Origin of the sequence: Phnomibacter sp., assembly GCF_036803085.1 — a bacterium.
In the GTDB taxonomy this organism is placed as follows: Bacteria; Bacteroidota; Bacteroidia; order Chitinophagales; family Chitinophagaceae; genus Phnomibacter.
This window is the reverse complement of the sequence record NZ_DAIRUZ010000001.1, coordinates 842003-855344: the sequence shown is the minus strand read 5'-3', so window position 1 is coordinate 855344 and position 13342 is coordinate 842003. Positions and strand designations below refer to the sequence as shown.

Sequence of the window (13342 nt, the reverse complement as noted above, 5' to 3'; positions counted from 1 at the left end):
ATGGATGCTGATCCCTTTCCGGTTACGTTATTGTTGCAATGATGTCAATGCTTACTTCACTGATTCAACCAGCTTCTTGAATGAAGCAGGCTCATTCATAGCCAGGTCGGCCAGCACTTTGCGGTCGAGGGTAATACCCTTTTCAGCCAGCTTGTGCATGAATACGCTATAGGTCAAACCTTCTTCACGTACGGCAGCGTTGATACGGGCAATCCACAAAGCACGGTATTCACGCTTCTTGAGTTTGCGACCAACATAACTGTAAGTCAAACCTTTTTCTACAATATTCTTGGCAACGGTATATACGTTTTTACGCTTGCCATAAAAGCCTTTGGCCTGGTCGAGTACTCTTTTACGACGGGCACGGCTGGCAACAGCATTTTTTGAACGAGGCATATCAAAAGAAATTTAATAGTTGATGAAATGAAATCTACCAGAATCGGCCGGTCTTACTTAAGACCCAACAGACGCTTTACGAAATGTGTGTTGGCCGGAGCTACTACACCTTTCTTGGCGAGGTTACGCTTACGCTTGGTTGATTTTTTGGTGAGGATGTGCCTCTTAAAGCTCTTTTGAAATGTGATTTCACCTGTGCCTGTCAATTTGAAACGTTTTTTGGCACTTGAGTTGGTTTTAACCTTTGGCATGGTTATATAAACTTTTGCTGTTACACCCTACTGGCGGATCCGGACCTCCCGTCTCTCTTATGGAGCCATTTGGGCAATGCTTCAATTGATTTTCACCAATCGGGCCGCAAAAGTAGGCGCTTTTAGCTTAAAAAATACATCTCTATCAAATTGAGTTGTCAAAAATGTATCAAATGAGGGTTCGCTATTCCAATATGCCTTTTGTATATCCTGATAACAGGCGCAATCATGGGCTTGTATCTGCCAATTCCAATTTGTAGCTTAGGAGAAAACATTGCCATATGATTCATTTCAACGAACTGAAACACGGAAACTATGTAATGGTACGCAACGAAGATACCTGGATGGAGGGTGTTGTTCACCACATTAACTCCGATGATGGTGGGCAGGTAGAAGTAACCACCGGTGTGCAAACCAACTGGTACAGCATTCCGGAAATTGAAAGCATCCCCTTGTCGGAAGAGCAGTTGCTGCGCTTCGGCTTCGAAAAAGAAGTGATGGAAAGCGGCAACATGAAATTCAAACATGGCGCATTCAGGGTACTGGTCGGGCCTACCAAATTGTTTACCGATTTTTTGATGTGGTACCGGGAAGAAAAAAGCCATATCAACTACCCCATGACGGTGCATCAGTTTCAAAACCGCTACGAAGCCATGGTTAAAATTCCACTGGAATAAAACAACAAAAGCCCCGGCATAGTGCATGCAGGGGCTTTTGAGTTATGTAGCGGATTATGCTTTTTTCTTGGTGCCTTTAGGTGCAAACATGGCAATCATGCGTTTGCCTTCCATTTTGGGCATGCCTTCCAATGCGCCTACTTCAGCCAGTCTTTCTGCAAATTTCAGCAGCAACACCTGACCTCTGTCCTGAAACATAATGGCACGACCGCGGAACTGCACATAGCATTTCACTTTGTTGCCATCTTTCAAAAACTTTTCGGCGTGTTTGGATTTAAAGTCAAAGTCATGATCGTCGGTACCAGGCGTAAAACGAATTTCTTTCACTTCGCTTTGCTTGGAATTGGCTTTCATTTCCTTTTCCTTCTTTTTCTTCTCATACAAGAATTTCTTGTAGTCAATCACTTTTACCACCGGCGGATCGGCGTTGGGTGAAATTTCTACGAGGTCCAATTCTTGTGCTTGAGCAATCTTCAGCGCATCCTGTGTGGTGTACACACCTGGCTCAACGTTATCTCCTACGAGGCGAACCTGAGCAACCCGGATTCTATCGTTGATACGATGCTCAGGCTCCGGCTGCCTGAAACGAGGATTAAAACCGCGTCTGTCTTTTGGGGGAAATGCCATTAAACTGTTTTAATTTAATAATGCGGATGATTTGGTGTAAACCGCAGGTCAAAATAACAGATTGTTTTTCAAACCTGTTGATTAATCACGGTTTTCCGCCTCTGCCGAGAGCAAATTAATGATTTCTTCCACAGATTTCATGCCTAGGTCGCCCTGACCTTGTTTGCGAACGGAAACGGATTGTTCATTCATTTCTTTTTCTCCTACTACAAACATGTAAGGCACTTTCAGCAATTCTGCTTCCCGAATTTTCTTGCCAATTTTTTCGTTGCGGTCGTCGGTGCTGGCACGGATGCCGGCTTTTTTGAGCTTGGCAGTTACCTCTTGGGCAAAGGGCAAAAACTTGTCGCTGATGGGCAACACTTTTACCTGATCCGGTGCCAACCACAATGGGAACTTTCCAGCATAGTGTTCCAGCAAGAAACCAATGAAACGTTCATGTGTACCCAGTGGTGCACGGTGAATAATCAACGGCACTTCGGCTTCGTTGTTGGCATTGGTGTAGCTCAGTTTGAACTTCAGACCGCTGTTAAAATCTACCTGGTTGGTGGCCAGCGTAAATTCACGACCGATAGCACTCCAGATCTGCACGTCAATCTTGGGACCGTAGAAAGCAGCTTCGTCCTGTACTTCTACAAATGGAGTGCCTGTTTCTATCAACACCTGGCGCACCATGGCTTCTGTTTCCTGCCACAGCTGTGGTTCATTTACATATTTCTGGCCCAGTTTTTCGGGTGAGTGCAGGCTCAAACGCATCACGTATTTATCTACTCCAAAAATTTTGAAGTACTTCAAATACATATCATTTACAGCCTTAAACTCCTGAAAGAACTGGTCTTTGGTGCAATAAATATGCGCATCGTTCATGTGCAGGCAGCGTACACGCATCAAACCAAACAACTCGCCACTTTGCTCGTAGCGGTAGCAGGTACCGTACTCGGCCAGGCGGTAAGGAAGGTCGCGGTAGCTCTTAGGCTCTGCCGCATATATTTTGTGGTGATGCGGGCAGTTCATCGCTTTCAGATAGTAGCGTTCACCATCCATTTCCATGGGTGGAAACATACTGTCGGCATAATATGGCAAGTGACCACTGGTGAGGTACATGCTTTCTTTAGCAATGTGTGGCGTAACCACCCGATGGTATCCGGCAGCTTCTTCCGTTTCCTTGGCCAGCTTTTCCAGCTCTTCAATAATGATGGTACCGTTGGGCATCCACAAAGGCAGGCCCGGTCCTACGTCATCATCAAAGCAAAAAATGCTGAGGTCTTTACCCAGTTTGCGGTGGTCACGTTTTTTGGCCTCTTCTACCATGGCGATGTAATCATCGAGCTCTTTTTGGCTGGGGAATGTAACGCCGTACACACGAGTCAGCATTTTATTGTTCTCATTTCCCTTCCAATAAGCACCGGCAATATTGGTGAGCTTAATGGCTTTGATAAAACCAGTATGCGGAATATGCGGCCCACGACACAGGTCGGTAAAATTGCCTTGTGTATAAAAGGTAATGCTGCCATCTTCCAAACCTTGCAGCAGATCGAGTTTGTACTCGTCGCCTTTTTCGGTGAAATAGGCCACGGCTTCATCCTTCGAAATTTCTTTGCGGCTGAACTGCAGGTTTTGCTTGGCCAGTTCTTTCATTTTGGCTTCCAGCTTACCCAGGTCTTCTTCCGTGAGTTTATGGCCACCAAGATCAATGTCGTAGTAAAAACCATTTTCTACCGGAGGGCCAACCCAAAACTTTACGCCGGGGAAAAGGCTCTCCACCGCTTCGGCCATCAGGTGTGCTGAAGAATGCCAAAACGTGCTCTTGCCATCTTTATCATCCCATTTCAAAAACTGAATGCTGGCATCTGCTTCAATAGGACGGGTCAGATCTCTTACTTCGCCGTTTACTTTGGCAGCAAGAATGTTTCTGGCCAATCCTTCGGAGATGGATTTTGCGATATCCAGACTGGAAACACCAGCGTTGTACTGACGAACGGCTCCATCCGGAAAAGTGATTTGAATGCTCATGTTTGTTTGAATCCCAATATGAAAGGGCGGCAAAATTAACAAACAATTACTTTCGGTCGGGCAGTGAATAAGGGTGTTGGCTTAATTTTATTTTTTAATTGATTTTACACCTGACCCAAGTGCTTACCATGGTGCGTATCCTTTCCTTTTTGCTGGCAGTTTCTACCTTTTTGCAAATACAGGCGCAAGAATTAAACGGCATTTGGAGGGGTTCATTTTACAACAAGTATGAGTATTTGATTTACCGCGAAGCGGCTATTTACCGCTACGAAGTACAGCTGTACAATATTGGCAAAGGAGTAAAAGGAGTTACCTATTCTTATCAGGACACCCGCTTTTATGGCAAAGCTTCTATGATTGGTGTGTGGTCGGGCCCGTCGTCCAACCTTACCATCAAAGAAAACAGCATGGAGGATTTGAAGATTGCCGGTGGCGGAGATGGCTGTCTCATGACATGCTATCTCACTTACAGAAAAGAAGGAAATCGTGAATTTTTGGAAGGCACGTATACCAGCGTAAATATGAAAAACGATACCATACCCTGCGGCAGTGGTGTGGTACGGTTAGAAAAAGTAACGACCAGCTATTTTGAAGAAGAAGATTTTATCAAGAATCCACCCACTGCTAAAACAGGTGGTAAGCCACAAGTGAAACCCGGGCAGGGAGAATTTTTAATAAAAAAACCGGCTCCAAAAACAACTACCGCGCCTAAAACAGGCACCACCGCTACAGTTAAAAAGCCTGCAACACCTCCTGCCAAAAGTCCTGTGAAAAAACCAGTAACGCCTGCACCCTCCACTGCAAAGAAAACAACCACCACTCCTCCCAAAACCACTACTACCAAACCGGCAACGCCACAGCCCAAACCCGGCACTGTGGTGAGTAAGCCTACCCCTACTCCTACCCCTGTGCCCACGCAAAAACCACAACCTGCGGCTACTAATACAGAACCTAAGAAAATAGCGGTAAAACCACCCACTCCTACCGTTTTAAAAAACCGCACCAACGAACTGGTGGAAACCATTTCTACCAGTGCCAAAGTGTTGGAAATTAGTTTTTACGATAATGGCGAAATTGATGGCGATACCATTAGTGTGTACAACAATAATCGGTTGCTCGTGTCACGAAAAGGATTGAGTACCGAACCTATTACGGTACGTATTCAACTCAACGAAGAAGACCCCGATCAGGAAGTAATAATGGTGGCAGAAAACCTGGGCAGCATTCCGCCAAATACTGCACTTATGATTGTACAAGCCGGCTCGCAACGCTTCACCGTTCGCCTGTCGAGCACCGAACAAAAAAACGCTTTGGTTCGCTTTCGGTACGACCCCAATGCATTGAAATGATTACATTGCTGCAGTAATACCTGCTAGTGAAAAAGACTCCGTTTTATTTACAACTTTATTTCGGCAATCGCTTCTATTTACTGGGGCTTAGCATTGTTGTTTGTTTTGTGTTACTATGGCTCACTCATTTGCCATTGTACATTGGGCAATGGTTTTTTTTAGCTGGTTTAGCATTGGTTTTGCTTGATACCGCGTACATGTTTTTCCCCAAGCATAAGTTTACCTGCAGCCGTATCATCAGCAACCGTTTTAGCAACAGCGATCAAAACGCTGTAACCCTCATGCTGTGGCATTCTTACCCGCTTCCACTCAGGGTAGATTTGATTGAAGAGCTGCCAGAACAATTTCAGGAAAGAGGCAATAAAAAAACGCAGCATTATAGCCGCAACAAAAAGCATTCGCTGCAGTACCTGCTCAGACCTGTGCTGCGGGGCGATTATCATTTTGGACATACAGTATGCTTGTTATCATCGCCATTACGGTTGGTACAGCGCCGTAGGTTGGGCAGCCAGCCCACTGTGGTAAAAGTGTATCCCTCCTTTTTACAACTAAGACAATACCAGCTTTTGGCACAAACCGTGCAAACCAAAGAGCAAGGTGCCAAGCAAATGCGTAAAATTGGCCATAGCCTTGAGTTTGATCACATTAAAGAATATGTGAGTGGTGATGATATCAGAGCAATGAACTGGAAAGCAACTGCCCGACAAGCCAGTTTGATGATCAACAGTTTTGTAGACGAACGAAGCCAACAGGTATACTGTGTAATAGATAAAGGCCGACTGATGAAAATGCCTTTTGATGGTTTGTCGCTGATGGATTATGCCATCAACAGTAGTTTGGTGCTGAGCAATGTGGCTCTTACCCGGCAAGACCGTGCAGGCCTCATCACCTTCTCTCACAAGGGTGGCGAATTTGTGGTGGCCGATCGCAAAGCCGGACAACTCAAATTATTGCAGGAAGCTTTGTACAGAATCAATACAGAGTTTTACGAAAGCGATTATGAAAAACTGTATTTACAAGTAAGAAGCCGCATTAAACAAAGAAGCCTGCTCATTTTATTTACCAATTTCGAGTCTACCTCGGGAATGCGGCGCCAACTGCCTTACCTGCGGCAAATGGCCCGCCACCACTTACTATTGGTGGTATTTTTTGAAAATACTGAGCTGGCAGCGCTGGCCCAAAACCCGGCCAATACGCTGGAAGAAGTGTACAACCATACCATTGCCGGCAAGTTTGTGTTCGAGAAAAAAATGATGGTGAAAGAACTGATGCATCATGGCATAATGGCGCTACTTACACCACCAGAGCAGCTTACTGTGCAAACTGTAAACAAATATGTGGAGCTTAAAACAAGGCAAGCCATTTAAAGACAGCACTGGGTATTCCTGTACATTTGCGCCCCATGAATGATTCCGTTTCTCCTTCATTAATTACACAACAGCAGGTACTGGATGGCCAGGTTTTTGTGGTAGACAAACCTTTCGAATGGACATCGTTTGACGTAATTGGTAAACTCCGTAAAATTTTCAAGATTAAGAAAATTGGCCATGCCGGTACACTAGACCCACTGGCTACTGGTGTGCTCATCGTTTGCACCGGAAAGTTTACCAAAAAGATTAATGAGTACATGGGTATGGAAAAGGAATACACCGGAACCATTACCCTTGGTGCCAGTACTCCTACATATGATTTGGAAAGTACACCAATACCTGTGGGTGATATCAGCCATATTAGCATTGAAACGGCACAAATTGCTGCCAATACATTTACCGGAGTGATTCGACAAATACCGCCTGCTCACTCAGCCATTAAAATAGATGGCAAGCGGGTGTACGAACTTGCCCGGCAAGGAAAAGAAGTAAAACTGGAACCAAGAACAGTAACGGTTAATGTATTTGAGCTCACCAGCTGGCAACCGCCCGTGCTTAGTTTTAGGGTGGTTTGTTCTACCGGAACTTATATCCGCAGCCTGGCCAATGATTTGGGTGCCGCCTTGGGTTGTGGTGGTTATTTGTCCTCTTTGTGCCGTACCCGCATTGGCGAGTTTGGCATCGACCAGGCACTACAGGTAACCGACATAGAAGCAAGGTTCGACAAAGACAGTATACCACCGAAAGCAAAATGAGCTTTTCATTGAAAGTGTTCATTTCTAATTGCTATTGAATAAGAATTTTTTATCAGCGGACGTTTACAATAGCGTTTTTTGCCGTTTCGTGTTTTGTTTTGAGCACATTGGATATAGCTGCATAATCTCCACCTGCATTTTGCAAGGCAGCAGTTGTTGCCAGCAGTTTTATTTGCAGCAAAGATTGCATTGAAGCAATGTTTGCAACATCTTCTTTGGCCAATGTTTGCTGTACCTCACTGATAGCAATTTGCAGATCGGCAACAGCACTTTTGCATGCACCAACGGTTGCAACTGAAACGACATTTTCTGCTTTTAGTTTACTTTCTGCATCCAAAACGATTGCCATCATTTCCGTTAGTTGACGCTTCGCTACTGTGTAATTTCCACCACCTGTATTGGGTACAGCAATGCTTGCTGTTTTATTAGAACGGGTTGAATTATGATCCTGCGCTTTTGTAGATGGCGTATTGATATTGGCATTGTTTGTTCTAAGCGACTGGCTGTTTTGAGAAGCTTGCAATTGAGTGATTTTTTTTCGTTGCAGTAAGCTGTCATCTTCCAAGTCATTCCATAAAATCTCTACGCGGTCATTCAACACATAGTTGGTTTCAATAGTAAATGTGTAATCGCCTGCAGATAGTCCGGTAAATTCAAATTCTCCTAAATCATTGGTTTGTCTGCTTTCTATAAAACCGCCGGGATTCTTTCCTCCCTTGATGTTAAGTCCACCAATGGGATTGCCGGGGCGTAGAGCGGCACTAATAACGGCACCACCAGGAAGCGCACCGCCTAAGCTGGCAAGTTCATTGCCAATCACTATTTCCTGAATACCGTCGCCATCTGTATCTGCCGTGTATATGGGCAGGTAGTTTTTTTGCACTGTTGAATTTGTAAAAACAGTGGCAGAAATAACATTTTTATTCACGTTGGCGGAAGATGCATTTACACAAATATTGCTTCGTGGGCTCCATATTAAATCAGCGGCACCATCGCCATCTGTATCGGCTGTTTGAAGTGAAATTTGCATCACTCCGTTTCTTTCCAGAATGTCAGTAAGTTCACTAATATCCTGCCTACTGCCATTAGTAAAGCCTGCAGTAACGGTAAACCTGTCAGCCCCTGCTTTTTTTGAAATATGCAAATCACTTATATATACTTTATCAGCTTTTGCTGAGGATGCCGGAATGGCAAAATGTAAATCACTCATACTGGCTTTACCAGCACCTGTGCCACGTGCTGCAGTGGTAGTCAATTGCCTGCTGCTTCCATCGGCAAATGTGCCATAACCTTGAGTGAAATCAACCAGCCCATCACCATCATTATCTGCTACTACAAAATGTATGTCTTGCATACTGGCTTTTCCCGAACCTGTACGCTGTTGTTGCACCAGATGTTGCCAAGTTTCATTAGGCGCAAGTACTTCACCTGCAACAGACATATCTGATTTGGCCATATAATAATGATAACCTTTTCTACCCACAAAACTGGCTCGCAACAAAATTGCATAATCACCCTGTGGTACATTGGCAAACCAGTATTCACCACACGCATTGGTAGTTGTGGTTGCTATAACAACACCCGTTAATAAATCAGTTAATTCCACCTTCAAACCTTCTGCTTTTCCATCACAATCATTATCAATTCCTCCGCCGGCTTTTCTTGATTCAAACATTGGATTTTGTCCACTTTTGCCCTTCTCTTCGTAAATCGGATTTTTAACTACGGCAAGGCAGGGATTGCAAACATCTTCTTGTGTATAGCCATCTGCATACACGGGCAGGTATTGTCGCTTGCCTGTTGGCAATCCACTGCCTGCTTCGCGGCTTCGCTTGCCAGATGCCATACCAGAGCCCGGTTCTCTTGCATATAATTTTACCTGTACTCCGTTTATGGTTGGTGGAGGAGTTGTATTTCTTCCTGTAGCTGCATAGGCCGCACTTGAAGCACCACTACCTGCTTGAGCATTGGTTACCACACCCGCTGCATTTTGGGCTATGTTCCGAATTACTTTTCCTGAAATAATACGGTTAGACCCTATTGGCTGAACTCCGTTGTTGTAAACTGTTGAATTGTTTGCGGCTGTTCTGTTTTTTGGGACAGTAAAATTGGTTGAAATTCGTTGGGGCATATCGCTGACCACTCTGCTCATGAAGTTGGCTGCATCTTCGGGGCAGGCAAAAGTATGTTCTTCCACATGTCCATCGGGCTGTGTAATTTTTGTGGTAACCGGGCCACATGTTTCAGGCGCAATCCTTACAGGTTCGGCACCTGTTGCTTTCGTTTTAATGGCAACTGGTTTGCGCATACTTTCAGGGAGTATAATACTAATGCCATCATCATCAGCATCTGGGTCGGTATTCCTTACAGGCTTTTTCTGACGCATACCGGTGGGTTGCCCGCTACCTGCATCTTTTATTCTTTTGCCACTTGATTGGCCATTGCCAGTGTACAATGCCGAGTGTACATCTCGTTGTGCACCAAAAGTTTTTACAAACGAAATGCCGGTGGTTATTACTTCCATTTTTCGCTTCTGCTCAGTAGCAATGTCTACGCCTTGCTGCGGATCAAATACCAGCACTGCAGAAGATGAACGTAGAAAATCGGCATTCAACTGAATGGCACTTCCGTGGCCAAGCGGATAGGCAAAAGATAAACTGCCATTGAAACCAGGAAATAGCGTTTTGTTACCTGCATCTACCCTATACAATGGTCGGATAGCTCCCTGTTGGCCAACATCCAGATTGCCACTCTGATTAATGAATAGCCCACCCTTGATGCCGGCAATAATTTGCACCCGCTCACCTACCCTGAACGATGGGCCTGCAAGTAAAAAAGCATTCTGGGCAGGGCTGCTACTAAACGTGCTGCCTTGCGGAAATTTTCTATCCAACATAAATTGCTGTATAGATGCATTGTTAAGTGGAGCATGCAAAAAGCCGGCATTTATTCCCAAACCTATTGGCCCCATAAAATACTGGCCCTGTAGCCCTGCCTGCAAGCCATTGCCCCGAAATAAAGCAGCTTCTTTGCTGCTTGTACCCATTGACAAGCCGGAGTATAAAGCAAATGACCAGGCATCATCTAACACAGATGCAATACCGTTACTACCTGTTATGCGTTGTTGATTGGTTTGTTGTGCCACAGCAGTAGCCATTACGCACAAAGCTGTAACTGAAAAGTGCAGAATACATTTTTTCATGCAAAACATGTTGGGGTTGAATAAATGGGTATCCGGGCAGTAAAAGAGAGCAGCGTTTTGAAAAGAAGTAGTGTGTGGCAATAAAGCAAGCAGCAAAATTCACTTAGCCATCACACAGCAGTAGGGCAGCGTATAAAAAGAAAGTTAGGAAATTTTGGAGAAGATGTAGAATCCTTTTTTTGAAAAGCATTGTAAGCTTTACCATAGCTAAAAGATAAGCAACATGCAGCTTTACCAAAGCATATGTTGGTTTACTGGTAAAATGTAACCATGAAATTTTAGAACGGATAACCAATGCCAAACTGTACGGCCAGGTTACTGCGGTTGTTTACACCGAGGCGGTTGGTACTTTTCCACTCAAAGGTTTTGAGCCAGCCAGCGCCTTCTCGTACTGGATCTTTTACTTTAAAACCTGCATCAAAACGTACTACCAAAAAACTGAGGTCCCAGCGAATACCATAACCTAACGCTACTGCCAGATCTCTATAAAGATTTTTTAAACTAAATGCCCCAAACCCATCACTGGCCGGAGTATGGTTCCAAATGTTGCCAATATCAGCAAAAACGGCACCTTCTAATGAGTAACCGAATAGGCGCATCAATCTTTTACGATGTTCGATATTGAACTCTAATTGTATATCGCCAAAGCGGTCGGTAAAGCGGGCCGTATCGCTTGCCAGGCTATTGCCTAAACCTAACTGCCGTATGCTCCAGGCCCGCATACTGTTGCTACCGCCCGTTACAAACTGCCTGAAGAATGGCAGGTTTGCGTTTCGCTGATCGGAAAGGTCCCACCCAACACCACCGAAGAAACGAAAATGCAACGATGACTTTGGTAGTTGAATGCGGTGCAACACCTGCGCTTCTACTTTAAAAAATTTGAAGAATGCTCTTTTAAACATTGAGTCGATGACGGGAACAGTCAGTTCGCCGGAAATCCGCACATTACCGCCATGCTTTGTATTGTTGTATGCCAATGTTCTTTCGAAGCTGGCCCTTGTGCTGAGTACATTGCCGGGTGTAAATGAGTAAGCCAACGAAGGGTTGTCGAAAATGATTTTGTTGAGGCTATCAGTAGACACTGTATCAACAATTTCTATACTGGGAAAGGAAAAACTGAATGTGTTTTTTCCTTTACGTAGCTCCCAGCCCAAGCCTGCGGTAAAGCTCGATTGCTTAAAAAACCGGAACCTGTCTGTAAGGGTTAGCCCGCCTTGTATGAAAGTTCTTCTGCTATCAAGCTGCCTATTATCCAACACCCGGAAGGGCCACAGCAACCGTGGTAACGAAAAGGTTTGATTTACATTGAAAATAAAGGATTGAAAAATATCGCCGGAGCCCGAAGAGGCATTGTTGTTTATTTCCAAACCGGCCCTGCCCTGCAGGGTAGATTGGGTGCCTTTCTTCCATACATTACGGCTGCGGTAAGTTGCACCTAATGCCACTGCAAAAAAACGACCTGCCAATACGTTGCTGGCAGAAATATTGTTGTTTTGACTTCCTTCGAGGTCAACCTGAACACTTTGCCTTTTGGCGGGATACAAAAAGAAATGAAAATTAACTTTGGCTACAGAATCGGTATCGTAGGTAAAAGTCCGTACATCCAACTGTTGCCACGGACCCATTTGCGAAAAGCTGTTTACTGTGCGGAAATATCTTGTTTCATTGTAGAGTTGACCCGGTAGTAAATAGTTGGAACGTCGCAGCATTTTCTCCTGATAGTTGTGCTTGTTTTCACGTATCTGCACCCCCGACCCATTACTCAACTCATTGAACTTTCCCATGCTGATGAGGCTATCGGGGTTGTCGCTGATATTTGTTTCAGGATAAATAAATACACTGTCAATTTGGTACTGCTTAAAAAAGTCGGGATTGGCTCCGGGGCGTTTGAGTATTCTTACTTTGGCCGTAGGATTTTCCCTTCTTTTTTGTGCTTGAATTTGTTGCTCAATCGGGTCGAGGTCGAAGTTTACAAGCGATGGATCGGTGGTATCCACTTCGGCCAATAAGCCGGCACGGCTCATTCTGAAAAAACCTTGCTGGCGGTACATGGCCGTGAGCCTGTCGAGTTCAGCAGCTATGTTTTGTTTGCTGTAGAGATCCCCTTTTTTTAATACCGCTTTTCCACGAGTTTCTTCAGCTTTCAATTGCATCAGTGTATCGTTGCGCAGCGTAGAGCTATCGCTAAAGGCGTACCATATGGTATCTATGCGAATGGGCTTGCCCAGCTTCAACCGGAATTCAGTTTTTACTTCTACCCTTCTTTCTTTTTGTAACTGAAAAAATTTGTTGGCTCTTTTTACAGTATCAAATTTTACAATCACCGTATCGAAAGAAGCGCCATAATATCCTTCGCTGTTCAGAAAGCCATTCATAAAAATCCGGCTTGTTGAAAGCGTTGTCGAATCAAAAACAGGTGGTTTTAAAATTTGGGTAAAGCCAAGCACCAGGCGGCTTGGCACCGCTAAGCTGTCTGCTACAAATGTGAGCAACCGCTCTTCCAGTACTGTTTTTTGCTCTTTGTTTAAATCGGGGGCATTTAGTTTTACCTCATTGCTCACCACATAAGGTTTGCCCACCGGCGCATCTTTTACCGCCACACAGCCGCTAAGCCATAGCAAACAAAAGGCTGGCAGGAAAAAACGGCTGAAACGTTGCAATACTGTAAGTTCGCCGGGGTGAAGTAAACGCATGAATGGCTG

Annotated in this window: 10 protein-coding genes; 4 read left to right on the top strand and 6 right to left on the bottom strand. The window is 44.7% G+C overall.

Annotated features, from left to right (window positions below; genetic code table 11):
• Positions 1–51 precede the first annotated feature (51 nt).
• Complete coding sequence (rplT, locus tag V7Q13_RS03650) at positions 52–396, bottom strand: 50S ribosomal protein L20 (protein ID WP_157478568.1); 345 nt, start codon at positions 394–396, stop codon at positions 52–54.
• A 53-nt stretch (positions 397–449) separates the two neighbouring features.
• Complete coding sequence (gene rpmI / locus V7Q13_RS03645; RefSeq protein WP_157478567.1) at positions 450–647, bottom strand: 50S ribosomal protein L35; 198 nt, start codon at positions 645–647, stop codon at positions 450–452.
• A 281-nt stretch (positions 648–928) separates the two neighbouring features.
• Here rpmI and V7Q13_RS03640 point away from each other — a divergent pair, with 281 nt between their 5' ends.
• Positions 929–1324 (top strand): hypothetical protein, encoded by a 396-nt coding sequence (locus V7Q13_RS03640; protein ID WP_333799317.1) that lies wholly within the window; start codon positions 929–931, stop codon positions 1322–1324.
• Between the two features lie 54 nt (positions 1325–1378).
• Here V7Q13_RS03640 and infC read toward each other — a convergent pair whose 3' ends face one another.
• Positions 1379–1951, bottom strand: coding sequence for a translation initiation factor IF-3 (gene infC / locus V7Q13_RS03635; protein ID WP_333799316.1), 573 nt, complete (start codon positions 1949–1951; stop codon positions 1379–1381).
• Positions 1952–2032: 81 nt separating this feature from the next.
• The gene (gene thrS / locus V7Q13_RS03630) at positions 2033–3964 is read right to left on the bottom strand and encodes a threonine--tRNA ligase (RefSeq protein WP_333799315.1); all 1932 of its coding nucleotides are present in this window, start codon (positions 3962–3964) and stop codon (positions 2033–2035) included.
• Between the two features lie 128 nt (positions 3965–4092).
• Here thrS and V7Q13_RS03625 point away from each other — a divergent pair, with 128 nt between their 5' ends.
• The 3 genes from V7Q13_RS03625 to truB all read left to right on the top strand — a co-directional run bounded on the left by V7Q13_RS03625 (position 4093) and on the right by truB (position 7438).
• Complete coding sequence (locus V7Q13_RS03625; protein ID WP_333799314.1) at positions 4093–5313, top strand: hypothetical protein; 1221 nt, start codon at positions 4093–4095, stop codon at positions 5311–5313.
• 197 nt (positions 5314–5510) lie between these two features.
• Complete coding sequence (locus tag V7Q13_RS03620; protein WP_333799313.1) at positions 5511–6680, top strand: DUF58 domain-containing protein; 1170 nt, start codon at positions 5511–5513, stop codon at positions 6678–6680.
• 35 nt (positions 6681–6715) lie between these two features.
• Entirely contained in the window at positions 6716–7438 is a 723-nt protein-coding gene (truB, locus tag V7Q13_RS03615) for a tRNA pseudouridine(55) synthase TruB (protein WP_333799312.1), read from the top strand.
• 52 nt (positions 7439–7490) lie between these two features.
• On the opposite strand, the gene V7Q13_RS03610 is transcribed toward truB, so the two are convergent.
• Entirely contained in the window at positions 7491–10640 is a 3150-nt protein-coding gene (locus tag V7Q13_RS03610) for a carboxypeptidase-like regulatory domain-containing protein (RefSeq protein WP_333799311.1), read from the bottom strand.
• Positions 10641–10918: 278 nt separating this feature from the next.
• Complete coding sequence (locus tag V7Q13_RS03605) at positions 10919–13333, bottom strand: BamA/TamA family outer membrane protein (protein WP_333799310.1); 2415 nt, start codon at positions 13331–13333, stop codon at positions 10919–10921.
• Positions 13334–13342: the final 9 nt, after the last annotated feature.